Origin of the sequence: Mycobacterium asiaticum DSM 44297 (genome assembly GCF_000613245.1) — a bacterium.
Taxonomy (GTDB): Bacteria; Actinomycetota; Actinomycetes; order Mycobacteriales; family Mycobacteriaceae; genus Mycobacterium; species Mycobacterium asiaticum.
The window spans coordinates 1,939,776-1,962,981 of the sequence record NZ_HG964936.1; the positions used below are offsets into that span (position 1 = coordinate 1,939,776).

Sequence of the window (23,206 nt, forward strand, 5' to 3'; positions counted from 1 at the left end):
TGTGTCGCTCATGTCTGGTATGGGGGGACCGCCCCTGATCGCGCCGTCGATGCTGGCAGCGGACTTTGCTCGGCTCGCCGACGAAGCCGCCGCGGTGCGCGGCGCCGACTGGCTACACGTCGACGTGATGGACGGCCACTTCGTGCCCAACCTCACCATCGGGTTGCCGGTTGTGGAGAGTCTGCTGACCCACACCGACATCCCGGTGGACTGCCACCTGATGATCGAGAACCCGGACCGCTGGGCGCCGCCGTACGCCGAAGCCGGCGCCTACAACGTCACCTTCCACGCCGAGGCCACCGACAACCCGACCGGGGTCGCTCGGGACATCCGCGCCGCGGGCGCCAAGGCTGGGATCAGTGTGAAGCCCAAGACGCCGCTGGGCCCTTACCTGGACATCCTGCCGCAGTTCGACACCCTGCTGATCATGTCCGTCGAGCCCGGCTTCGGCGGACAGAGCTTCATTCCGGAGGTGCTCAGCAAGGTGCGCACGGTCCGCAAGATGGTGGATGCGGGGGAGTTGCGCATCCTGGTCGAGATCGACGGCGGCATCAACGAGGACACCATCGAGGCGGCGGCCGAGGCGGGCGTGGACTGCTTCGTGGCGGGGTCGGCGGTCTACGGCGCCGACGATCCGGCCGCCGCGGTCGCAGCCCTGCGGCGCCAGGCGAGTCTGGCGTCCCCCCATCTCCGAGAAGTGAGCGGCTCGTGAGCAGCGTGGAGCAGGTCAAGAGCATCGAGGAGGCCATGCGCCTCGCGATCGAGCACTCCTACCAGGTCAAGGGCACCACGTACCCGAATCCGCCGGTCGGTGCCGTCATCGTGGATCAGGAGGGCCGGGTGGTCGGTGTCGGTGCCACGCAACCGGCCGGCGGCGACCACGCGGAGGTGATTGCGCTGCGTCGGGCCGGTGGGTTGGCCGCCGGGGGTATCGCGGTGGTCACCATGGAGCCGTGCAACCACTTCGGCAAGACGCCGCCCTGCGTGAACGCGCTCATCGAAGCCCGGGTCGGCACGGTGATCTTCGGCGTCAACGACCCCAACGGCATCGCCGGTGGCGGGGCCGGCCGGCTGACGGCGGCGGGGGTGCAGGTGCGTTCGGGCATCATGGCCGACCACGTAGCCGCCGGCCCGCTGCGCGAATGGTTGCACAAGCAGCGCACCGGCTTGCCGCACGTGACCTGGAAGTACGCCACCAGCATCGACGGCCGCAGCGCCGCCGCCGACGGATCCAGCCAGTGGATCAGCAGTGAGGCCGCCCGCGCGGACCTGCACCGGCGGCGTGCCCTGGCCGACGCGATCATCGTCGGCACGGGCACCGTGCTAGCCGACGATCCGGCGCTGACGGCCCGCCTGCCCGACGGTTCGCTGGCTCCGCAGCAGCCGTTGCGGGTAGTAGTCGGCAAACGGGAGATACCGCCGGATGCCAAGGTGCTCAACGACGATTCACGCACGATGGTGATCCGCACCAACGACCCCGTCGAGGTTCTCCGGGCACTGGCCGACCGCACCGATGTGCTGCTGGAAGGCGGCCCGACGCTGGCCGGCGCGTTTCTGCGGGCCGGTGCGATCAACCGGATCCTGGCCTACGTCGCCCCGATCCTGCTGGGCGGTCCGGTGACCGCTGTGGACGACGTCGGGGTGTCCAGCATGGCGCACGCGTTGCGTTGGCAGTACGACAGTGTCGAGCAGGTCGGCCCGGACCTGCTGCTCAGCCTGGTGGCTCGGTAGCGACAGACGGCTGGGGCTCCGCGACCGGCTGCTCGATAGCCTCCGGTTCCTGCTCGTCCGCGTGCTCCCCGCGGCGGCTGATCAACAGCCCCAGCAATGCCCCGAGCACACAGATTCCCACGGTGACGGTGAAGATGTCGCCGTACATCGTTTCGAATGCCTGCCGCGACTGGTCACCCTTGAGGGTCGCCACCTCCCACGGTGGCGTGTCGCTGGGTATCTTCGGGAAGCCGGCCAGGATCTGGTTGAACCGATACAGTCCCCAGGCGGTCAGGGCGGCCACCCCGATCAGCATGCCGGTCATCCGCGCCACTACCACCGACGCCGAAGCGATGCCGTGCTGAGCAGCCGGAACCACCCGCAGTGCAGCCGAGGACAGCGGACCGATCACCAAGCCCAGCCCCAGGCCGGCCACCAATAGGTCGGTGTGTACCGCCGGCAACGAAAACAGCCCGAATATGCTGTGCTGCTTGGACATCAGGTCGCCTCGCCAGAACGAGATCAGCCAATATCCCGCGCCGGCGATCAGCAATCCGGCAAAGGCCACGAGGCGGTCGCCGACGCGGGTGGCGACCCAGCCGCCGAGCAACGCTCCGATGGGTAGGGCGATCAAGAACCACAGCAACAGGCCCGCCGCGCTGATCTGGTCCATCCCCAGCACACCCTGGCCGAAGAGCTCCACGTTCACCAGCGTCACCATCAGCGCCGCGCCCGCGCAGACCGAGGTACCCAGCGCGGCCAGGAACGGGCGGAAGTGCACCCCGGCCGGCTCGATCAGGCGGGTCCGGGCCTGCCATTCCCAGACGAAGAACAACACTCCGACCACCACCGCGCCGATCACCATCGGAATTCCGTAGCTCGGCAGCACCTGATGGCCATCGGGATTGGGGTTGTACAACCCGATCACCGCGAGACCCAATGCGAGGGCTAGCAGCAAGCCGCCGACTACGTCGACTTTCTCCGGATCAGTGCTGCGATCGTGCGACGGCAGGCTGAAATGGATCATCACCATCGCTATCAGCGTCAGCGGAACGTTGACCCAGAACACGTCGCGCCAGTCGTGGAACAACCACACGATGAAGATGCCGTAGAGCGGACCCAGCACGCTGCCGAGTTCCTGCGCGGCACCGATACCGCCCAGGACTCCGGCCCGGTTCCGTTCAGCCCATAGGTCGGCGCCCAGCGCCAGCGTGACCGGCAACAAGGCGCCGCTGGCGATGCCCTGAATGGTGCGCCCGATGATCAGGATGTAGAAGGCCCGGTTGGGATTGGGATCGACCATGTATTCGCCGAACTCCGGATTCCAGTTGCCGAGCGTCACTGACAGCGCGGTCACCACCGAGCCGACGATGAACAAGGCCAAGCTGGCCTGCAGGACGAACTTGCGCCCGAACCGGTCGGAAGCCCGGCCCAGCAGCGGCATCGCGGCGATGTAGCCCAGGAGATACAGCGTCACGATCCAGGTGATCCGCTGCAGTTGGTTCAGCGGGATGCCGACGCTGTTCATGATGTCGCGCATGATGGTCACCACGACATAGGTGTCGAGGGCACCCAGCAGCACCGCAAGGCTGCCCGCGGTGATCGCGACTCTGCGTCCGGTTTGCGTGATCATGAGCCCTCCGGCTTCGTGACCTGGACCTGTTGGCCCCAGTTGGACAACGTCATCTGCACCGAATTCCCTGGGGTGCGTTCCAGTTTGGCCTGCGCCAGTTGGTGATCGCCGTTCTCCTGTATCCACAGCGTGGTCGGGACCGGCCCGCTGGCGCTGAACGGCGGCGCAATCGCGTTGACGGCATCGGCGCTGACCTTTCCGCTGATGCGGATGGTCGGCTGGTTGTTGATGTTGTCGCGGCCCTCGGCCTTGGCGTCGGTGAAGTTCGCCAGCACGTTGGCCACGCCTTTGTCCTGGCTCAGGATCTGCGACGGGTCGTAGATGTCCGACGCCTTTCCGAACGGCGTCCAGTTGTTGGGCGTCAGGGCGGCGTAGAGGATCCCGTCGAAGACGACGAAGTCGGCGTCGATATTGGATCCGGCGAAGGTGAGCTTGACGTTCCCTTTGGCCGCGGTGGGCTCGGTGTTCAGGTCACCGGACAACGAGTTGATGGACAGTCCCGGAATCTTCCCGTTCACCGTCAGCACGATGTGTGCGCTTTTCACCGATTTACTGGCTTCGGTGGCCTGCTTGACCAATGTGTTGGGGTCCGGAAGCGGACCGCTCTTGGCCTTCTTGCTGATTGTGCACCCCGAGATGAGCGTGATTGCGACGCTCAGGATGGCGAGGACGGCTAAGAGTCGTCGGGGGGTCTGCATACGTTGCATCGTAGAGGGTGACGATCGGCTGCCCTGGGAACCAGGCGGGTGCAGGGGTGGCCGCACAGTCATTAACCTGGTGCGATGTTCACCGGAATTGTCGAGGAACTCGGAGAGGTGACCGGCCGGGACGCGCTGGCCGAAGCCGCGCGACTGATCATCCGCGGTCCCGTCGTCACCGCCGACGCCGGACACGGCGATTCGATCGCCGTCAACGGGGTGTGCCTGACGGTCGTCGAGGTCCTGTCCGACGGTCGGTTCAGCGCCGACGTGATGGCCGAGACGCTGAACCGTTCCAATCTCGGAGAGTTGCGGCCCGGCAGCCGGGTGAATCTGGAGCGCGCCGCGGCGGTGAACAGCCGCCTGGGCGGGCACATCGTGCAGGGCCACGTCGACGGGACCGGCGAGATCGTGTCCCGTACCCCGTCTGAGCACTGGGAAGTGGTGCGGGTGCGGATGCCGGCAACGGTCGCCCGTTATGTGGTGGAGAAGGGTTCGATCACCGTGGACGGCATCTCACTCACTGTGTCCGGCCTGGGCGCCGACCCTTATGACTGGTTCGAGGTCTCCCTGATTCCAACCACCCGCGAGCTGACCACCTTGGGTACCTCGCCGGTCGGTACCCAGGTGAATCTCGAGGTGGACGTGATCGCCAAATATGTCGAGCGGCTGCTGCAGCACAAGGATGACTCCGCCGGCGCCTGACGTTCAGTGAAATCATCTGGACACGTGGGATCGCTCACAATTCGCGTCGCGACGGCCGCGTGAAGGCAGGCTGGTCGGCCACGGGCAATAACTGGGGCCGCGTGGTGGTTCATACTGAATGCAGGTAGCGGGTCTCAAAGCAAGGTGACAACGATGACGAGGTTGGACTCCGTCGAACGGGCGGTTGCCGACATTGCGGCGGGCAAGGCCGTCGTCGTCATCGACGACGAGGATCGGGAGAACGAAGGCGATCTGATTTTCGCCGCCGAGAAGGCCACCCCCGAACTCGTCGCGTTCATGGTCCGTTACACCTCGGGCTATCTGTGTGTGCCGCTGTCCGGCGAAATCTGCGACCGGTTGGGCCTGCTGCCGATGTACGCGGTGAACCAGGACAAGCACGGCACCGCCTACACCGTTACCGTCGACGCCAGAAACGGTGTGGGAACGGGCATTTCAGCTTCCGACCGAGCCACCACCATGCGGCTGCTGGCTGACCCGGCAAGTATCGCAGAGGATTTCACGCGCCCGGGCCACGTCGTTCCGCTGCGCGCCAAGGATGGCGGTGTGTTGCGGCGGCCGGGTCATACCGAGGCCGCGGTGGACCTGGCCCGGATGGCCGGACTGCAACCCGCCGGAGCGATCTGCGAGATCGTCAGTCAAAAAGACGAGGGTGCGATGGCCCAGACGGACGAGCTGCGGGTGTTCGCCGACGAACACCAGCTCGCCCTGATCACCATCGCCGACCTGATCGAGTGGCGGCGCAAACACGAGAAACACATTCAGCGCATCGCCGAGGCCAGGATCCCGACCCGGCACGGTCAGTTCCGGGCCATCGGTTACGCCAGCATCTACGAGGACGTCGAACACGTCGCGCTGGTGCGCGGCGATATCGCGGGGCCGACCGCCGAGGGCGACGACGTATTGGTCCGGGTGCACTCGGAATGCCTGACAGGTGACGTGTTCGGCTCGCGCCGGTGTGACTGCGGGCCCCAGCTCGATGCGGCGATGGCCATGGTCGCCCGCGAGGGGCGCGGCGTGGTGCTCTACATGCGTGGGCACGAAGGCCGCGGCATCGGTTTGATGCACAAACTGCAGGCCTACCAGCTGCAGGACGCCGGCGAGGACACCGTCGATGCCAACCTGAAGCTCGGATTACCGGCCGACGCAAGGGATTACGGCATCGGTGCGCAGATCCTCGTTGATCTCGGGGTTCGTTCCATGCGGCTGCTGACCAACAATCCAGCCAAGCGGGTCGGGCTGGACGGCTACGGCCTGCACATCATCGAGCGAGTGCCGCTGCCGGTGCGGGCCAACGCCGAGAACATCCGCTATTTGATGACCAAACGCGACAAGATGGGTCACGATCTGGCTGGCCTGGACGACTTCCACGAGTCTGTGCATCTGCCCGGTGAATTCGGCGGTGCTCTGTGACCGGTAACAAATGAGCGTGCGCAAATGAGTGGTGGTGCCGGCGTTCCCGACATGCCGGTGGTGGACGCGTCGGGTGTACGGCTCGCGATCGTAGCCAGCACGTGGCACACCAAGATCTGTGACGCGCTGCTGGCCGGCGCCCGCAAGGTGGCGACCGGATCCGGTGTGGACAATCCCACGGTGGTCCGGGTGCTCGGTGCCATCGAGATCCCGGTGGTCGCACAGGAGTTGGCCCGCAGCCATGACGCCGTGGTAGCGCTCGGTGTTGTGATCCGCGGCCAGACACCGCATTTCGACTACGTGTGTGACGCCGTGACCCAGGGCCTGACCCGGGTCTCGCTGGATGCTTCCACGCCGGTGGCCAACGGGGTGTTGACCACCAACACCGAGGAGCAGGCGCTGGATCGCGCCGGACTTCCCGACTCGGCCGAGGACAAGGGCGCCCAGGCCGCCGCCGCGGCCTTGACCACCGCTCTGACCCTGCGTGAGTTGCGGGCGCAGTCATGACGACCGCCCACGAAACCGGGACCTGGGATCTGGTCTGCCGGCCCCGCTTGACGCCGCTGTTCGCCTACGCTGCAGCCTTTCTGATCCTGGCGGCCCACATCGTGGTCGGTCTGATGCTGAAAATTGGATCCACCGGTGTGGTTTTCCAGACGGCCGACCAGGTGGCCATGTGGATCCTGGGTGTGGTGCTGGCCGGCGCGGTCCTGCTGCTGACCCGGCCGCGGCTGCGGGTCGGTTCGGCTGGCATCTCGGTGCGAAACCTGCTGGGCGACAGGCTGGTTCGCTGGCCCGACCTGGTTGGGGTGTCCTTCCCCGCCGGTAGCCGCTGGGCCAGGATCGACCTGCCCGATGACGAGTACATACCGGTGATGGCGATCCAGGCGGTGGATAAGGAACGCGCGGTCGAGGCTATGGACGCCGTCCGCGAGCAGCTCGCGCGGTACCGGCCCGATCTGAACACCCGCTGATGTTCCGGCTCCGCCGGAGCGCGGTGCCGGCCGTTCTGCTGGTCAGCGTTATCGGTGGGCGCCTGCACTTCGACGGTAGCCGGCGGGCGGTGCGGGCGGCCGGCTATTCGCCCCCTCCGCCGGCTGCCCGTGACCTGGCGCTGCAGCACGGGAAGTAGGCACCGTTCGGGGTAGCTCGGCCCCGCGGCAGTTGCCCATTTTTCTGACCGTCCGACCCGACTACTAGCCTGGGTACGTGCCAGATCCCGCTTCATACCGCCCCGCGCCCGGGTCCATCCCGGTCGAGCCGGGCGTGTACCGGTTCCGGGATACGCACGGTCGCGTCATCTATGTCGGCAAGGCCAAGAGCCTGCGCAGCCGCTTGACGTCGTACTTCGCCGACATCTCAAGCCTGCATCCGCGGACCCGGCAGATGGTGACCACCGCTGCCAAGGTCGAGTGGACGGTGGTCAACACCGAGGTCGAGGCGCTGCAGCTGGAGTACAACTGGATCAAGGAATTCGATCCGCGCTTCAACGTCCGTTACCGCGACGACAAGTCGTACCCGGTGCTCGCGGTCACCCTCAACGAAGAATTTCCCCGGCTCATGGTGTATCGCGGGCCCCGGCGTAAGGGGGTGCGGTATTTCGGGCCCTACTCACACGCCTGGGCGATCCGGGAGACGCTGGACCTGCTCACCCGGGTGTTTCCGGCGCGCACCTGTTCGGCTGGAGTGTTCAAGCGGCACAACCAAATCGACCGTCCCTGCCTGCTGGGCTACATCGACAAGTGCTCGGCGCCGTGTGTGGGCCGGGTGAGCGCGGACCAACACCGACAGATCGTGATGGACTTCTGCGACTTCCTGTCCGGCAAGACCGACCGGTACGCCCGTGAACTGGAGCAGCAGATGCACGCGGCCTCCGACGAACTCGACTTCGAGCGCGCGGCCCGGCTACGAGACGACCTGGGTGCGCTGAAGCGGGCCATGGAGAAGCAGGCCGTGGTGTTCGGCGACGGCACCGATGCCGACGTGGTGGCCTTCGCCGACGACGAGCTGGAGGCGGCGGTGCAGGTCTTCCACGTCCGTGGCGGCCGGGTCCGCGGTCAGCGCGGCTGGATCGTGGAGAAGTCCGCCGACCCCGGCGATACCGGGGCCGAGCAGTTGGTCGAGCAGTTCCTCACCCAGTTCTACGGGGAGCAGGCCGAATTAGGCGGCGCGGCAGATGAATCGGTCAACCCGGTGCCGCGTGACGTGCTGGTGCCGTGCCTGCCGTCCAATCACGACGAGCTGGCCAGCTGGCTGTCTGGCCTGCGCGGCGCCAAGGTCTCGCTGCGGGTACCGCGCCGTGGCGACAAGCGTGCCCTGGCCGAGACCGTGCAACGCAACGCCAAAGAGGCACTGCAGCAACATAAGTTGAAGCGCGCCGGCGACTTCAACGCCAGATCGGCTGCCCTGCAGAACATCCAGGAAGCACTGGGCTTGGCCGAGGCCCCGCTGCGCATTGAGTGTGTCGACATCAGCCATGTGCAGGGCACCGACGTTGTCGGTTCGCTGGTGGTCTTCGAGGACGGCCTGCCACGCAAGTCGGACTACCGGCACTTCGGCATCCGGGAGGCCGCGGGGGAGGGGCGCTCGGACGACGTGGCCTCGATCGCCGAAGTGACCCGGCGCCGGTTCTGGCGGCACCTGAACGAGCAGAAGGACCCGAATCTACTGACGGCAGAGGGTAAGTCACGCCGGTTCGCCTATCCGCCCAACCTGTATGTCGTCGACGGCGGGGCGCCGCAGGTCAACGCGGCCAGCGCGGTGCTGGAAGAATTGGGCATCACCGACGTCGCCGTGATCGGGCTGGCCAAGCGGCTGGAAGAGATCTGGGTGCCCTCGGAGCCGGACCCGATCATCATGCCGCGCAACAGCGAAGGTCTCTACCTGCTGCAGCGGGTGCGCGACGAGGCGCACCGGTTCGCGATCGCCTACCATCGCAGCAAGCGATCCAAGCGGATGACGGCATCGGCGCTGGACTCGGTGCCCGGATTGGGCGAGCACCGGCGCAAGGCACTGGTCACCCACTTCGGATCGATTGCCCGCCTCAAGGAGGCAACTGTCGACCAGATCACCGCCGTACCCGGTATCGGCGTGGCCACCGCCACCGCCGTCCTGGAGGCCCTTGCACCGACATCCCAACCGGACCCAGCGGGAGCCGAGGAATGACGAACGAGAACGTCCCGGCGGGCATCGACGTCGTCCTGGTGACCGGGCTGTCGGGTGCCGGACGCGGTACCGCCGCCAAGGTGCTCGAGGACCTGGGCTGGTACGTCGCCGACAACCTGCCACCCCAATTGATCACCCGCATGGTCGATTTCGGGTTGGCCGCGGGGTCGCGGATCACCCAGCTCGCCGTCGTCATGGATGTGCGGTCGCGGGGGTTCACCGGAGATCTGGACGAGGTGCGCAACGAACTCGCCACCCGCAACATCAGGCCTCGCGTGGTGTTCATGGAGGCATCCGACGACATGCTGGTGCGCCGCTACGAACAGAATCGGCGCAGCCATCCACTGCAGGGCGAGCAGACCCTGGCCGAAGGCATCGCGGCCGAACGCCGGATGCTCGCCCAAGTGCGCGCCACCGCGGACCTGATCATCGACACCTCGACCTTGTCGGTGCGGGGGCTGCGGGAAAGCATCGAGCGGGCCTTCGGTAGCAACGGCGGCGCGACCACCAGCGTCACCGTCGAGTCGTTCGGGTTCAAGTACGGGCTGCCGATGGACGCCGACATGGTGATGGACGTCCGCTTCCTGCCCAACCCACATTGGGTGGACGAACTGCGGCCGCTGACCGGTCAGCACGGGCCGGTGCGCGACTACGTCCTGCGCCAGCCCGGCGCGGCCGAGTTCCTCGAGACCTACCATCGGTTGCTGTCGCTGGTGGTCGAGGGCTACCGGCGGGAGGGGAAGCGGTATATGACGGTCGCCATCGGGTGCACCGGGGGTAAGCACCGCAGCGTGGCGATCGCGGAAGCATTGATGGCACTGCTGCGATCCGATCCCCAGTTGACGGTCCGGGCACTGCACCGGGATCTGGGTCGCGAATGAGTTCTCCGGTAAGTCAGAGCATCGTTGCGCTGGGCGGCGGACACGGCCTGTACGCGACGCTGTCGGCCGCGCGCCGGTTGACGCCCTACGTCACCGCGGTCGTGACCGTCGCGGACGACGGCGGCTCATCGGGCCGGTTGCGCAGCGAATTGGACGTAGTGCCGCCCGGCGATCTGCGGATGGCGTTGGCGGCGTTGGCATCCGACAGTCCGTACGGGCGGCTGTGGGCGACCATTCTGCAGCACCGCTTCGGCGGCAACGGCGCCCTGGCCGGGCATCCGATCGGCAATTTGCTGCTGGCCGGCCTGTCCGAAGTGCTGGCCGATCCGGTGGCGGCTCTGGACGAGATCGGACGCATCCTCGGCGTCAAGGGCCGGGTGCTTCCAATGTGCCCGATCGCCTTGCAGATCGAGGCCGACGTCTCCGGTCTGGAGTCGGATCCGCGCATGTTCCGGCTGATCCGGGGCCAGGTGGCAATCGCGTCCACGCCCGGCAAAGTGCGGCGGGTGCGGCTGTTACCGGCCGACCCGCCGGCCACCCGGCAGGCCGTCGACGCGATCCTGTCCGCCGACCTGGTGGTCCTGGGCCCCGGCTCGTGGTTCACCAGCGTGATTCCCCACGTCCTGGTGCCGGGACTGGTGCAGGCGCTGCGGGCTACGACCGCCCGCAAGGCGCTGGTACTCAATCTGGTGGCCGAACCGGGGGAGACGGCGGGTTTCTCGGTGGAACGCCACCTGCACGTGCTGGCCCAGCACGCCCCTGGGTTCGCCGTCGACGACATCATCATCGACGCCGAGCGGGTGCCCAGTGATCGGGAGCGGGACCAACTGCGGCGCACCGCAACCCTGCTCCAGGCCGAGGTCCACTTCGCCGACGTGGCCCGACCTGGTACACCTTTACATGACCCGGGCAAGCTGGCGGCGGTCCTGGAGGCGGTGCGGGTGCGCGGCGGCGGATCGGCGGTGCCCCCGGTCACCGCCACCGGAGAGATGCCGATCGACGGTGGGCGACAACAGACCGGCGTGCAGGGAGCGGGCGGCAACGGACCGAGGGGTGACGACGCGTGGCGATGACGACCGAAGTCAAGGACGAGCTGAGCCGTCTGGTAGTCAAGTCGGTCAGCGCGCGACGAGCGGAAGTCACGTCCCTGCTGCGGTTCGCCGGCGGACTGCACATCGTGGCCGGCCGCGTGGTTGTCGAGGCCGAGGTGGATCTGGGCAGCATCGCGCGCCGGCTGCGCAAGGACATCTTCGACCTCTACGGCTACAACGCGGTGGTGCATGTGTTGTCGGCCAGCGGGATTCGCAAGAACACCCGCTACGTGCTGCGGGTGGCCAGCGATGGCGAAGCCCTGGCACGTCAGACCGGACTGCTCGACATGCGCGGCCGTCCGGTGCGCGGGCTGCCGGCCCAGGTCGTCGGCGGCAGCATCGCGGACGCCGAGGCCGCGTGGCGCGGAGCATTCCTGGCACACGGCTCCTTGACCGAACCGGGCCGCTCCTCGGCGCTGGAAGTCAGCTGCCCAGGGCCGGAGGCCGCGCTCGCGCTGGTCGGTGCGGCACGCCGGCTCGGTGTCAGCGCCAAGGCCCGCGAAGTGCGGGGTGCTGACCGCGTAGTGGTGCGCGACGGCGAGGCGATCGGTGCGCTCCTGACCAGGATGGGCGCCCAGGACACCCGGTTGATCTGGGAGGAGCGCCGCCTGCGCCGCGAGGTCCGGGCCACCGCCAATCGGCTGGCCAATTTCGACGACGCCAACCTGCGCCGGTCGGCCCGCGCGGCGGTGGCTGCGGCGGCCCGGGTGGAGCGGGCGCTGGAGATCCTGGGCGACACCGTTCCCGAGCATCTGGCCTCGGCTGGCCGGCTGCGGGTCGAGCACCGGCAGGCATCGCTGGAGGAACTCGGCCGGCTGGCCGATCCGCCGATGACGAAAGATGCTGTAGCGGGCCGTATTCGCCGTCTGCTGTCGATGGCCGACCGCAAGGCGAAGGTGGATGGCATTCCCGACACCGAGTCGGCGGTGACCCCGGACCTACTCGAGGACGCCTGAGTTGGTCCTGCTGCCGAGCCGCGAGCCGAACCTGGCTGTGATTTTCGGAGCTTGATTTCGCAGTGTCGTTCGGCTCACGGCCAAGAGCGGCTGGCTTCGCCGGGTGGACGGGGGATACGGTCGGGGGATGAAACGGCTCTCGAGTGTTGACGCGGCGTTTTGGTCGGCCGAAACGGCAGGCTGGCACATGCACGTGGGTGCGCTGGCGATTTGCGATCCCAGCGATGCGCCCGACTACAGCTTCCAGCGACTGCGCGAATTGCTGATCGAGCGGCTGCCGGAGATCCCACAACTGCGCTGGAAGGTCACCGGGGCGCCGCTCGGCCTGGACCGGCCGTGGTTCGTCGAAGACGAGGAACTCGACATCGACTTCCACGTCCGCCGAATCGGTGTGCCGGCTCCCGGCGGCCGTCGCGAGGTCGACGAACTCGTCGGCCGGTTGATGTCCTACAAGCTGGACCGCTCCCGGCCGCTGTGGGAACTCTGGGTCATCGAGGGCGTCAAAGGCGGACGCGTCGCCACCCTGACCAAGATGCACCATGCCATCGTCGACGGTGTCTCCGGCGCCGGGCTGGGTGAGATCCTGCTGGACATCACGCCCGAACCGCGGCCTCCGCAGAAGGAGACGGTCGGCTTCGTGGGATTCAACATCCCGGGTCTCGAGCGGCGCGCGCTCGGCGCCCTGATCAATGTCGGCATCATGACCCCGTTCCGCATCGCCCGGTTGCTGGAACAGACCGTGCGGCAGCAGATCGCGGCCCTGGGCGTCACCCGGCCGCCGCGCTACTTCGATGCCCCCAAAACGCGGTTCAACGCGCCGGTGTCCCCGCACCGGCGGATCACCGGCACCCGCGTCGAGTTGGAGCGGGCGAAGAAGGTCAAGGACGCCTTCGGGGTGAAGCTCAACGATGTGGTGCTGGCGCTGGTCGCCGGTGCGGCCCGCGAGTACCTGGAAAAGCACGACGAACTGCCCTACAAGCCGCTGATCGCGCAGATTCCGGTGTCCACCCGCACCGACGACAACAAGTCGGACGTCGGTAACCAGATCAGCTCGATGACGGCGTCACTGGCCACCGACATCGACGACCCGGCCGAACGGCTGCGGGCGATTCACAAGAGCACGCAGGACGCGAAGGAGATGGCCAAGGCGCTGTCGGCGCACCAGATCATGGGCCTCACCGAGACGACACCGCCGGGCCTGCTGCAACTGGCCGCCCGGGCCTATACCGCCAGCGGCTTGTCGCACAACCTGGCACCGATCAACCTGGTCGTCTCCAACGTGCCCGGTCCGCCGATGCCGCTGTATATGGCCGGCGCCAAACTCGAATCGCTGGTGCCGCTCGGACCGCCGGTGATGGACGTCGCCCTGAACATCACCTGCTTCTCCTACCAGGGTTACCTGGACTTCGGGTTCGTCACCACACCGGAAGTGGCCAACGACATCGACGAGATGGCCAAGGCGATCGAGCCGGCGCTGGCCGAGTTGGAGCGCGCGGCCGAGAAGTTGGACGACTAACCGACCTGGCCGTTGGCCGACGGCGGGTTCGTCACATAAACCCAGGACAGAAACTGGGCGACCGCGTCGGCGGACTTGTGCGCCCGCGGGGAGCCGAAGATGTCGAATGCGTGCTGGGCGTTGGGCAACTCGGCGTAGGCCACCGGTGACTTCGACACCGCGCGCAGCTCCTCGACGAATTCCTGCGCCTCCTGGACCGGGATCAGCGAGTCATCCGTCCCGTGCAGGACGAAAAACGGTGGCGCGTCGGGCTTTACATAACGGATCGGTGAGGCGTCGACGTAAATGTCCCGGTGTGTGCTGAATTTCTTTTTAACAACCAGCTTTTCGAGGATCTCGACGAATGCCGCGCGCCCGGGCGCGTCGGTGGAGAACCAGTCGTAGCGGCCGTAGAACGGCACCGCCGCCACCACCGATGTGTCCGCATCCTCGAAGCCGGGCTGGAACTTGGGGTCATTCTCGGTCAGCGCCGCCAGCGCGGTCAGGTGGCCTCCGGCCGAGCCCCCGCTGATCGCTACGAAGTTCGGGTCGCCGCCGTAGGCCGCGATGTTCTCCTTGATCCAGGCAAGCGCCCGCTTGACGTCCACGATGTGGTCGGGCCAGGTGTGCACCGGCGATACTCGGTAATTCATCGAAACGCACACCCAGCCCCGCGAAACCAGATGGGACATCAGGGGATAAGCCTGAGGACGGCGCCATCCGATCATCCAGGCGCCGCCGGGCACCTGCAGCAGGACCGGGGCCTTGCCATCGCGCTCCAGGTCGCGCCGTCGCCAGATGTCCGCCAGGTTGGACCGCCCGTGCGGCCCGTAGCGGACGATGTTCTCCTTCTCGACGAACCGGCGTCGCGCCATGGTGGTGCGCAGCGGCGGATTGCGCCGGCCGGTCTGAGTGGGTTGTGTCGGTAAGGCGGTGAGCTCGTCGGCGTAGTCGGGGCCCAATTGATCGGTCAGCGCCGCTTCCAGCACCGGTCCCGGGGTGACCAGTCCGCGGTAACCGATCACTGCCAACATCGCCCAAGACGCGGCCGTCAGTGCCAGGGCCACTTTGCCTTTGGGCCCGGTGAAATCTCCGCGACGGCCGCGCCGCACCGCGTCCAGCGCCGAGGCGGCACCGTAAATCAGCGGCACTTCCGATGGCGGCCAGCCGAACCAGAACACCGTGGGGGAAGCGTACGGGTTGCGGGTGAGTGGCCGTAATCCATTGGCGGCGTTGATAACCTCGACCACAGCGCGGGTCAGCGGCCGGGGCCGGCGCACCTCGTGCAACACCCGGCGGACGTTCATGAACCACTCACCCGGGCCTTCAATTCGTTTCGCAGGATCTTGCCGGTGCTACCGCGGGGCAACTCGTCGAGAACCGTGATCGACCGGGGCACCTTGTAATTGGCCAGATTTTCGCGCACGTGCTGCTTCAATGTCTCCTCGTTGGCCGAGGCGCCGGGCTCGAGCACCACGAACGCAGCCAGTCGTTGACCGTACTGCTCGTCGTCGACACCGATCACCGACGCCTCCGCAACCTCGGGATGACTCGCTAGCGTCTTCTCCACCTCAATCGGATAGATGTTCTCCCCGCCGGAGACGATCATCTCGTCGTCTCGGCCGACCACGAACAGTCGGCCGTTGTCGTCGAGGTAGCCGACATCCCCGGAGGACATGAAGCCGGCGTGGAAATCCTTTGTCTTGCCGGATGTATACCCGTCGAACTGCGTGTCGTTGTGGACATAGATCGTGCCGACCTCGCCGGTGGGCAGTTCGTTGAAATCCGAGTCCAGGATCCGGACTTCGGTTCCGCCCGCCGGACGGCCGGCGGTGTCGGGGGCCGCGCGCAGATCCTCCGGTGTGGCCGTCGCGATCATACCGGCCTCGGTGGCGTTGTAGTTGTTGTAGATGACGTCGCCGAACCGGTCCATGAAAGCGATCACCACATCGGGCCGCATCCGCGATCCCGAGGCGGCGGCGAACCGCAAAGTCCTTCCGTTGTACCGGTTTAGGACCTCCTCGGGCAGCTCCATGATGCGGTCGAACATCACCGGGACCACCGCGAGGCCGGTGGCCTGGTGACGGTCGATGAGTTCCAGCGTCGCTTCCGGGTCGAACTTGCGCCGGGTCACGATCGTGCACGCCATCGACGCGGCGAAGATCAATTGGGAGAACCCCCAGGCGTGGAACATGGGCGCCACGATCACGACGGTCTCCTCGGTGCGCCACGGGGTGCGGTCCAGGATCGCCTTGAGCGTGCCCAGCCCGGCGCCGCCGCCCGACTGCTTGGCGCCCTTGGGGCTTCCGGTGGTGCCGGAGGTCAGCAGGATCATCTTGCCCTTGTTGCCGGTGCGCTCGGGACGCTGCCCGGCATGCTCGGCGATGAGCTTCTCGACCGTCAGATCGTGCGGCTCGTCGGTCCAGGCCAGAATGCGGGTGGCGTTGGGCCGGTCGGTCATCGCGCGGTCGACCGTCGCGGTGAACTCCTCGTCGTAGATGACGGCGTCCACGCCCTCGCGGTTGACCACATCGGCCATCGCTGGACCGGCGAAGGACGTATTGAGCAACACCACATCGGAGCCGATCCGGTTGGAAGCCACCAGCGACTCGACAAAACCCCGGTGGTTGCGGCACATGATGCCAATGACTTTGGGTTGCCCGGTCGGCAATTTCTGCAGGGCCGTGGCCAGCGCGTTGATCCGCTCGTCGAGCTCCCGCCAGGTCAGCGTGCCAAGTTCGTCGATCAATGCCGGACGATCGGGGCAGCGTTGAGCCGCACCGGCGAAACCGACGGTCATCGCCATGCCTTCGCGTCGCATCGCCGCGGCCATCTTCAGGTAGCGGTCGGGCCGCATGGGTGCGATTACCCGTGCGCGCCGGAACGTCTCGATGATGCCGAGGGCTTGTTCGATTCGAGATGCCATGGCTCAGCCCAGGATCGGGAATCGACGCTTGGCGGCCAGCTTGTTCAGGCCCTCCTGCATGACCGACCGCACGTGTTCGTCGACCTTGTCGACGTCGGGGTCTTCACCGAATTGCGCGGTGATGTCAATCGGTTCCAGCACCTGCATCACGATCTTGGCGGGCAGCGGCAGATTGGGCGGTATCGCAGCGCTGAAACCGAACGGGAACCCGAACGAGAGAGGCAGGATATCGCTGCGCAGCAGCCGTTTGAGGCCCAGCCGCTGGGCCAGCCAGGTGCCCCGGGTCAGGTACAGCTGGGTCTCTTGACCGCCGATGCCCACCAACGGCACAATCGGCACACCCGCTTCGATCGCGGTTCGCACGTACCCCTTGCGGCCGTTGAAGTCGATGGTGTTCTCCGAGGCTGTGGGCCGGTAGGCGTCGTAGTCACCGCCGGGGAAGACGACCACCACGCCGCCGGACCTCAGTGCCTCCGCGGCGTTCTCCCGGTTGGCCCGGATGTAGCCCGTCTTACGGAAGAAGTCGCCGGTGACGCCCATGAAGAGGATGTCATGGCTGAGCGTCAACACGGGGCGGTCGAAGCCGAACTTGTCATAGAAGTCCACGCTGAAGATCGGGACGTCCATCGGGAACTGGCCGCCGGAGTGATTGGCCACCACCAGCGCTCCGCCGTCGGGAAATGAATCCAGGCCGCGCACCTCGGCGCGGAAGTATGTCTTGAGGATGGGACGCATCACGCCGATCAGGCGCTGGGTCAACCCAGGGTCGAACTTGCCGATGTCTCCGACTTCCAGGCTGTCGCTCTCGCTCACTGAGACTCCCTCGGGCTACCTCGCGGCCTCCTTGCCGCCGAGTCCCTAGATGGTAGCGACCCTCGTTTGCCCGGCATAACAAAGGCGGCACCGAGCAAAGGTCTCCCATTGTTGCACCCAGGGGAGCACAGTTGGGGCAGCACAGTGCGGAAGGGAGGCGGGAATGACCGGAGTCGGTGCTGCACCCATTTCGGTGATTGTTCGGCGGATCGACAAATGTCGCGACCAGCTCATCGATGAGTTGTTCGAGAAGATGCGAGTGGAAATCCAGGGGCTTGACTACGACACCCGGATGACCGATCTGTGGCGGGCAAGCATCACGGAGAACTACATCGCAGCCATCAACTACCTGGATCGGGATGCGCCCACGGCCCTGCTGGAGGCACCGCCCGCGGCGTTGGCCTACGCTCGCGCAGCCGCGCAGCGCGACGTCCCGCTGGCGCCGCTGGTGCGGGCCCACCGGCTGGGGCTCGCCGCCTTCCTGGAGGTGGCGATGCGGCACGCGGCGGCGCTGGAGCCCGCGCAGCAAACGCCCACGATCATCGAGCTGGTTAACCGCTCCGGTCGCCTTACCGACATGCTTGCCGACCAGTTGATCGCGGCATACGAAGCCGAACATGATCTTTGGCTGAGCCGCCGCAGCGGGTTGCAACAGCAATGGATCGGCGAGGTGCTCGGCGGTGCGCCTGTCGATGTTTCACGCGCCGAGCGCGCGTTGCGTTACCGACTGGACGTCCGGCACATCGCCGCGGTGGCGTGGGTGCAGCCCACGGTGCCTGGGCCCGAGGTCGTGACGTTGTTCGACGAGGTTCGCTCGCTGATCACCGGGAAACTCGGGCCGGCGGTGGATTCGCTGATGGTGCCGACCGACGAGTATGAAGCCAGACTCTGGTTTGCGCCGGGTGGGCCGCTCGATGCCGGGCAGGTGCGTTCCGCGATCGAGTCGGCGAAGCTTCCGGTGCACCTGGCGTTCGGTCGGGTTGAGCACGGGTTGCACGGCTTCCGCGCGTCGATGGAGCAGGCCCAGCGAGCCAAGGCGGTGGCCGTCGCCGGCTGCGACCGGTTCGGCGACCGAGTTGTTTCCTACGGCGATCTCGTCCCAATAACTTTGATGGCCAACCATATAGGGGAACTCCGCCGTTACGTCAGCGATGTCTTGAACGGCCTGGCCGCCGATGACGAGCGCGGCGAATGGTTGCGTGAGACGCTGCGGCAGTTCCTGTCCCTCAATCGGAGTTACGTCGCCACCGCCCAAGCAATGACCCTGCACCGCAACACGATTCAGTACCGTGTTGGGCAGGCAATGGAATTGTCCGGACAGAGCTTCGACGACCCGGAGGCGGTATTCCGAGTGCAGATTGCTCTGGAGGTGTGCCGGTGGATGGCTCCCGGGGTGCTGCGCATGGCCAGGTAGCCGCCGTTATGTGGCGCGCGCACGACCGCGCGCATAAGCTTCGTTGTCCCGACACCTGTTCGACAACCAGTGCCCGTGGATACCCTGCTGAGCATGACCGCTATCACGGGCAATTGTCAACGGCCACAGCTATTTTCGCTGACGCCGTGGCCCCACCTCGACCGGGCGGACCGCAAGCACCCCAACGCCGACCACCGGCAGGCGGTGTACTTCGAAACCATGCTCACTGCGCATCTGCGGCGAATAGACCGCCGGATCACCCGATGTCGCGCCGCCATCGTTTCCGCCGAGGTGGCCGGGGACATCGAAAACATCTATGGATTTCGCAGCCTGCTCGAAGACGAGCAGCAGGAGCGCCAGGCTGTCGAGGTCTGGCTGGAGAACCTCCGGCACCGATTTTGTCCGCGCCGCGGTGGCGAGCGCCCCTGAGTCCTCGGCGGGCGCGGATCTCGGGCATCATCCGTTGAGCCCACGAGCCGTCTGTAGTGCATTGAGGGGTAGCTCTGCAGGCAGTTCCGTCGGCTGGACGGCTGGAAAATGGTCCGCGCCCGCACGAGCACGGCTGGGCTGCCGCGGGTATTGCCACGCCGGATAGATTTGGACTCGCCGAGGTTTCCGAACAAGAAGCGAGGCCGCCGTGGGATTCATGTCACCTGACCTTCCCGATGTCGACCCAGACAGCTGGCCGACGCTGCCCCGGGCGACCCGACTGCAGGTGGTGACCCGACATTGGGCGGAGAACGGATTCGGCACGCCGTACGCGGTCTACCTGCTCTATCTGCTCAAGATCGTTCTCTACGTGGCGGTCCCCGCGGCCATCATCTCGCTGACGCCCGGGTTGGGCGGGCTGGGCCGAATCGGCGAGTGGTGGACACAGCCGATCGTGTACCAGAAGGCCGTCATTTTCACTCTGCTGTTCGAAGTCCTGGGGCTGGGCTGCGGGTCGGGTCCGCTCACCGGGCGGTTCATGCCGCCGATCGGGGGAGTCCTGTACTGGTTGCGCCCGAAGACAATTCGGCTTCCGCCCTGGCCTGGCAAGGTTCCATTCACCAGTGGCGACTCCCGCAGCATCGTCGACGTCGTGCTGTACGCCGTCGTCTTGCTCAGCGCGGTATGGGCACTGTTGGCGCCGGGGGACGGGCCGGTGACCGGTGCCGGCGATGTCGGATTGATCAACCCGATCCTGGTCGTCCCGACGATCGTCGCGCTGGCGCTGCTGGGATTACGCGACAAGACCGTCTTCCTGGCCGCCCGCGGCGAGCACTACTGGCTGAAGTTGTTCGTTTTCTTCTTCCCGTTCGCCGACCAGGTCGCGGCGTTCAAGCTCATCATGCTGCTGCTGTGGTGGGGTGCGGCGACCTCCAAGCTCAATCACCATTTCCCCTACGTCGTATCGGTGATGACGAGCAACAACGCCCTGCTACGCAGCAAGCTGTTCAGTCCGCTCAAGCGTCGCCTCTACCGCGACCATGTCAACGACCTGCGGCCGACCGTCATCCCTAAGCTGATGGCCCACGTCGGCGGTACCACAGCGGAATTCATCGTGCCGACGGTGTTGGTGTTCATCGCCGGCGACCAGCCCTGGCGGTGGTTCCTCATCGGGTTCATGGTGATCTTCCACCTCAACATCCTGTCCAACCTCCCGATGGGAGTTCCGTTGGAGTGGAACGTTTTTTTCATCTTCTCGCTGTTCTATCTGTTCGGCCATTACGGCGCGATCCGGGCCGTCGACCTGCGTTCGCCGCTGTTGCTGGCCTTGGTGCTCATCTCGGCGACCATCGCTGTGGTGGGTAACTTCTTCCCCGAGAAGATCTCGTTTCTGCCGAGCATGCGCTACTACGCCGGCAACTGGGCCACCAGTGTGTGGTGCTTCCGCGAGGGGGCCGAGGACAAGATCGAGGCCAACGTGGTGAAAAGCTCTCCGCTGGTGGTCAATCAGCTGGCCAAGCTCTACGACGAGGCGACCGCCGAGATCATGGCCGACAAGACCGCCGCGTTCCGGGCCATGCACACACACGGACGCGCACTCAACGGCTTGCTGCCCCGCGCGATCGACGACGAGTCCGCCTACAAGATCCGGGAGGGCGAAATCGTGGCCGGCCCGCTGGTGGGCTGGAACTTCGGCGAGGGCCACCTGCACAACGAGCAACTGCTGCAGGCGGTCCAGCGGCGGTGCAACTTCGCCGAGGGTGAGGTGCGGGTCATCGTCCTGGAAGGCCAGCCGATCCATATTCAAAAGCAGTGGTACCGGATTCTGGACGCCAAGACCGGATTGATCGAATCCGGTTACGTCGAGGTGGCCGATATGCTGAGCCGCCAACCCTGGCCCGAGCCGGGGGACGAGTTCCCGGTGCACATCACCACCGAACCCGTGGTGCACGGCACCTCATGACCACCTCATGACCAGGGCCGTCGTCGTCGGTGCCGGGCCCAATGGACTAGCCGCGGCGATCCACCTGGCCCGGCAGGGCATCGAGGTCCAGGTGCTGGAAGCGCAAGACGTGATCGGCGGCGGAGCGCGCTCGGGTGAACTGACGGTGCCCGGGGTCATCCACGACCACTGCTCGGCGTTTCATCCGCTCGGGGTCGGGTCACCGTTCTGGAAAGAGATCGACCTGACGAGCTACGGCCTCACCTGGAAGTGGCCGGAAGCCGACTGCGCACACCCGCTGGACGACGGTACGGCCGGAATGCTCTACCAGTCCGTGGTCAAGACCGCCAAGGGGCTCGGTGCCGACCGCCGTCGGTGGCGGGCCGCCATGGGCGGTTTGGCGTCCGGGTTCGACGACCTCGTCGAGGACCTGATGCGGCCGGTCATCAACATCCCGCGCCATCCGCTGCGCCTGGCCCTGTTCGGTCCGCGCGCGGTGCTACCGGCCACGGCGGTAGCGGGCTGGTTTCGCACCGAACAGGCGCGAGCCTTGTACGGGGGCGCCGCCGCGCATGCCTACACCCGGTTGGACCGGCCGCTGACGGCATCGCTCGGGTTGATGGTCCTGGCCAGCGGCCACCGGTACGGCTGGCCGGTCGCCGAGGGGGGCTCGGGGTCGATTACCCGGGCTCTCGGCGCGGCTCTGGAAGCCGCCGGTGGACGCGTGAGCACGGGTGTGACCGTGCGCAGCGGCCGCGACATCCCGACCGCCGACATCGTCATGCTTGACCTCAGCCCCGTCCAGGTGCTCGACCTCTACGGCGACGCGATGCCAACCCGCATCAGACGGTCCTACCGGCGCTATCGGGAAGGCTCGTCGGCGTTCAAGGTCGACTTCGCGATCGAAGGCGACATCCCGTGGACGAATCCGGAGTGCGGGCGCGCCGGCACAGTCCACCTGGGTGGCAGCTTCGATGAGATCGCTGACACCGAGCGGCGGCGCGCGGCGGGCACGATGGTGGATCGGCCGTTTGTGCTACTCGGTCAGCAGTATCTGGCCGACCGCTCGCGCTCGGCGGGCAATATCAACCCGATCTGGGCCTATGCGCACGTGCCGTTCCGCTACACGGGCGATGCCACTGCGGCCGTCGTCGACCAGATCGAGCGGTTCGCCCCCGGGTTCCGCGACCGCATCGTTGCCACCGTTAGCACCGGCACCGCCGAACTGCAGGCCCGTAACCCCAGCCATATCGGCGGTGACATTATCGGCGGCGCCAACGACCGGCTGCAGATCCTGTTCCGGCCCCGCATCGCCCTCGACCCTTATGCCATTGGCGTTCCGGGCGTCTACCTCTGCTCGCAGTCCGCGCCGCCAGGAGCCGGGATCCACGGACTGTGCGGGTATCACGCTGCCCAATCCGCGTTGCGGTGGCTTGAGCATCGGCGCTGAAGCCCGCGCCGGCTCGCCGGAGCCGAAATGTGACGAACCCTTCACCGAATTGCGCGCCCGCGCTTGCGCTTCACGCCCCGAACCACCTCTAGCATCAGTATTACAACCGTGTCAGTTAACGCAGGAGGTTCCGGCCCGCCGCTTTCCGCGCCATTGCGTGTTCCCATTTCGTGGCCACTCAATTCCGCTAAAACTGTGGAATTGAAAGTTATGGGCTGCCCGGGTTTCTGGTTTAGATGCAGCATATTCTGCGTATCAACTACGGCGTGCGAACTGTCCCCGCGAGGCGGCAAGATAATTGGTCGTGCATGGGAATGGATAAGCAATTGCCATGCATGATGATGAGCGAAACAAACTGCTCCGACTCCGTTCGCCGAGCACATTTCTACCATTTCGCCGCCCACCCATGACAGAGACGACAAAGCGGGTCCCCGGGCCGGGCCGGCCGCGGGAACCCGCTTCGCGAG

20 protein-coding genes are annotated in these 23,206 nt (G+C 66.4%); 15 read left to right on the plus strand and 5 right to left on the minus strand.

The window, feature by feature from the left end; all coding sequences use genetic code 11:
- The first annotated feature begins 1 nt into the window (after nucleotide 1).
- Entirely contained in the window at nucleotides 2-712 is a 711-nt protein-coding gene (gene rpe, locus BN972_RS09435; protein ID WP_099051023.1) for a ribulose-phosphate 3-epimerase, read from the plus strand.
- Nucleotides 709-1,731, plus strand: coding sequence for a bifunctional diaminohydroxyphosphoribosylaminopyrimidine deaminase/5-amino-6-(5-phosphoribosylamino)uracil reductase RibD (gene ribD, locus BN972_RS09440; RefSeq protein WP_261785902.1), 1,023 nt, complete (start codon nucleotides 709-711; stop codon nucleotides 1,729-1,731). The genes rpe and ribD overlap by 4 nt, the downstream gene beginning before the upstream one ends.
- On the opposite strand, the gene BN972_RS09445 is transcribed toward ribD, so the two are convergent.
- Complete coding sequence (locus BN972_RS09445; RefSeq protein ID WP_036355330.1) at nucleotides 1,712-3,343, minus strand: MFS transporter; 1,632 nt, start codon at nucleotides 3,341-3,343, stop codon at nucleotides 1,712-1,714. The genes ribD and BN972_RS09445 overlap by 20 nt on opposite strands.
- Entirely contained in the window at nucleotides 3,340-4,050 is a 711-nt protein-coding gene (locus BN972_RS09450; protein WP_280513761.1) for an LppX_LprAFG lipoprotein, read from the minus strand. The genes BN972_RS09445 and BN972_RS09450 overlap by 4 nt, the downstream gene beginning before the upstream one ends.
- Before the next feature lie 75 nt (nucleotides 4,051-4,125).
- Here BN972_RS09450 and BN972_RS09455 point away from each other — a divergent pair, with 75 nt between their 5' ends.
- The 9 genes from BN972_RS09455 to BN972_RS09495 all read left to right on the plus strand — a co-directional run bounded on the left by BN972_RS09455 (nucleotide 4,126) and on the right by BN972_RS09495 (nucleotide 13,786).
- Complete coding sequence (locus tag BN972_RS09455) at nucleotides 4,126-4,746, plus strand: riboflavin synthase (protein WP_036355334.1); 621 nt, start codon at nucleotides 4,126-4,128, stop codon at nucleotides 4,744-4,746.
- Nucleotides 4,747-4,899: 153 nt separating this feature from the next.
- The gene (locus BN972_RS09460; RefSeq protein ID WP_036355336.1) at nucleotides 4,900-6,177 is read left to right on the plus strand and encodes a bifunctional 3,4-dihydroxy-2-butanone-4-phosphate synthase/GTP cyclohydrolase II; all 1,278 of its coding nucleotides are present in this window, start codon (nucleotides 4,900-4,902) and stop codon (nucleotides 6,175-6,177) included.
- Nucleotides 6,178-6,201: 24 nt separating this feature from the next.
- The gene (ribH, locus tag BN972_RS09465; RefSeq protein WP_036355338.1) at nucleotides 6,202-6,684 is read left to right on the plus strand and encodes a 6,7-dimethyl-8-ribityllumazine synthase; all 483 of its coding nucleotides are present in this window, start codon (nucleotides 6,202-6,204) and stop codon (nucleotides 6,682-6,684) included.
- Nucleotides 6,681-7,151 carry a PH domain-containing protein gene (locus tag BN972_RS09470; RefSeq protein WP_036355340.1) on the plus strand — a complete coding sequence of 157 codons (471 nt, stop codon included), beginning with the start codon at nucleotides 6,681-6,683 and terminating at the stop codon, nucleotides 7,149-7,151. Before ribH ends, BN972_RS09470 begins: the two co-directional genes overlap by 4 nt.
- A gap of 235 nt (nucleotides 7,152-7,386) precedes the next feature.
- A complete protein-coding gene (uvrC, locus tag BN972_RS09475; protein WP_036355342.1) occupies nucleotides 7,387-9,342 on the plus strand; it encodes an excinuclease ABC subunit UvrC in 1,956 nt (651 codons plus the stop codon).
- Nucleotides 9,339-10,223: an RNase adapter RapZ gene (gene rapZ, locus BN972_RS09480; RefSeq protein WP_036355344.1), complete on the plus strand. Its 885-nt coding sequence runs from the start codon at nucleotides 9,339-9,341 to the stop codon at nucleotides 10,221-10,223. The genes uvrC and rapZ overlap by 4 nt, the downstream gene beginning before the upstream one ends.
- On the plus strand, nucleotides 10,220-11,296 hold the full coding sequence (locus BN972_RS09485) for a YvcK family protein (RefSeq protein WP_036355346.1): 1,077 nt from the start codon (nucleotides 10,220-10,222) through the stop codon (nucleotides 11,294-11,296). The genes rapZ and BN972_RS09485 overlap by 4 nt, the downstream gene beginning before the upstream one ends.
- Complete coding sequence (gene whiA, locus BN972_RS09490) at nucleotides 11,293-12,270, plus strand: DNA-binding protein WhiA (RefSeq protein WP_080696807.1); 978 nt, start codon at nucleotides 11,293-11,295, stop codon at nucleotides 12,268-12,270. Before BN972_RS09485 ends, whiA begins: the two co-directional genes overlap by 4 nt.
- Before the next feature lie 127 nt (nucleotides 12,271-12,397).
- Nucleotides 12,398-13,786: a WS/DGAT/MGAT family O-acyltransferase gene (locus BN972_RS09495; RefSeq protein ID WP_036355350.1), complete on the plus strand. Its 1,389-nt coding sequence runs from the start codon at nucleotides 12,398-12,400 to the stop codon at nucleotides 13,784-13,786.
- On the opposite strand, the gene BN972_RS09500 is transcribed toward BN972_RS09495, so the two are convergent.
- Genes BN972_RS09500 through BN972_RS09510 form a run of 3 tightly spaced genes read right to left on the minus strand, consistent with a single transcriptional unit; the run spans nucleotide 13,783 to nucleotide 17,504 of the window.
- Nucleotides 13,783-15,072 (minus strand): alpha/beta hydrolase, encoded by a 1,290-nt coding sequence (locus BN972_RS09500; RefSeq protein WP_036355351.1) that lies wholly within the window; start codon nucleotides 15,070-15,072, stop codon nucleotides 13,783-13,785. The two genes, BN972_RS09495 and BN972_RS09500, sit on opposite strands and share 4 nt — an antisense overlap.
- The gene (fadD12, locus tag BN972_RS09505) at nucleotides 15,069-16,691 is read right to left on the minus strand and encodes an acyl-CoA ligase FadD12 (protein WP_036355353.1); all 1,623 of its coding nucleotides are present in this window, start codon (nucleotides 16,689-16,691) and stop codon (nucleotides 15,069-15,071) included. The genes BN972_RS09500 and fadD12 overlap by 4 nt, the downstream gene beginning before the upstream one ends.
- A gap of 3 nt (nucleotides 16,692-16,694) precedes the next feature.
- Nucleotides 16,695-17,504 carry a 1-acyl-sn-glycerol-3-phosphate acyltransferase gene (locus BN972_RS09510; RefSeq protein ID WP_036355615.1) on the minus strand — a complete coding sequence of 270 codons (810 nt, stop codon included), beginning with the start codon at nucleotides 17,502-17,504 and terminating at the stop codon, nucleotides 16,695-16,697.
- Between the two features lie 163 nt (nucleotides 17,505-17,667).
- On the opposite strand from BN972_RS09510, the gene BN972_RS09515 reads away from it, so the two are divergent.
- The 4 genes from BN972_RS09515 to BN972_RS09530 all read left to right on the plus strand — a co-directional run bounded on the left by BN972_RS09515 (nucleotide 17,668) and on the right by BN972_RS09530 (nucleotide 22,739).
- Entirely contained in the window at nucleotides 17,668-18,918 is a 1,251-nt protein-coding gene (locus tag BN972_RS09515; RefSeq protein ID WP_036355618.1) for a PucR family transcriptional regulator, read from the plus strand.
- A gap of 93 nt (nucleotides 18,919-19,011) precedes the next feature.
- Nucleotides 19,012-19,347, plus strand: coding sequence for a hypothetical protein (locus BN972_RS09520; protein ID WP_142277033.1), 336 nt, complete (start codon nucleotides 19,012-19,014; stop codon nucleotides 19,345-19,347).
- Nucleotides 19,348-19,555: 208 nt separating this feature from the next.
- Nucleotides 19,556-21,310, plus strand: a complete 1,755-nt coding sequence (locus BN972_RS09525) for a DUF3556 domain-containing protein (RefSeq protein ID WP_036355623.1) — start codon at nucleotides 19,556-19,558, stop codon at nucleotides 21,308-21,310.
- A 7-nt stretch (nucleotides 21,311-21,317) separates the two neighbouring features.
- Nucleotides 21,318-22,739: a phytoene desaturase family protein gene (locus tag BN972_RS09530; RefSeq protein WP_036355625.1), complete on the plus strand. Its 1,422-nt coding sequence runs from the start codon at nucleotides 21,318-21,320 to the stop codon at nucleotides 22,737-22,739.
- Nucleotides 22,740-23,206: the final 467 nt, after the last annotated feature.

Coding starts and splice junctions, on each gene's coding strand:
- BN972_RS09495 (WP_036355350.1), top strand. CDS start 12,398: ATGAAACGGCTCTCGAGTGTTGACGCGGCGTTTTGGTCGGCCGAAACG.
- fadD12 (WP_036355353.1), bottom strand. CDS start 16,691: ATGGCATCTCGAATCGAACAAGCCCTCGGCATCATCGAGACGTTCCGG.
- BN972_RS09460 (WP_036355336.1), top strand. CDS start 4,900: ATGACGAGGTTGGACTCCGTCGAACGGGCGGTTGCCGACATTGCGGCG.
- BN972_RS09530 (WP_036355625.1), top strand. CDS start 21,318: ATGACCAGGGCCGTCGTCGTCGGTGCCGGGCCCAATGGACTAGCCGCG.
- BN972_RS09470 (WP_036355340.1), top strand. CDS start 6,681: ATGACGACCGCCCACGAAACCGGGACCTGGGATCTGGTCTGCCGGCCC.
- BN972_RS09520 (WP_142277033.1), top strand. CDS start 19,012: ATGACCGCTATCACGGGCAATTGTCAACGGCCACAGCTATTTTCGCTG.
- ribH (WP_036355338.1), top strand. CDS start 6,202: ATGAGTGGTGGTGCCGGCGTTCCCGACATGCCGGTGGTGGACGCGTCG.
- BN972_RS09515 (WP_036355618.1), top strand. CDS start 17,668: ATGACCGGAGTCGGTGCTGCACCCATTTCGGTGATTGTTCGGCGGATC.
- BN972_RS09455 (WP_036355334.1), top strand. CDS start 4,126: ATGTTCACCGGAATTGTCGAGGAACTCGGAGAGGTGACCGGCCGGGAC.
- BN972_RS09450 (WP_280513761.1), bottom strand. CDS start 4,050: ATGCAACGTATGCAGACCCCCCGACGACTCTTAGCCGTCCTCGCCATC.
- BN972_RS09445 (WP_036355330.1), bottom strand. CDS start 3,343: ATGATCACGCAAACCGGACGCAGAGTCGCGATCACCGCGGGCAGCCTT.
- BN972_RS09485 (WP_036355346.1), top strand. CDS start 10,220: ATGAGTTCTCCGGTAAGTCAGAGCATCGTTGCGCTGGGCGGCGGACAC.
- whiA (WP_080696807.1), top strand. CDS start 11,293: ATGACGACCGAAGTCAAGGACGAGCTGAGCCGTCTGGTAGTCAAGTCG.
- rapZ (WP_036355344.1), top strand. CDS start 9,339: ATGACGAACGAGAACGTCCCGGCGGGCATCGACGTCGTCCTGGTGACC.
- BN972_RS09500 (WP_036355351.1), bottom strand. CDS start 15,072: ATGAACGTCCGCCGGGTGTTGCACGAGGTGCGCCGGCCCCGGCCGCTG.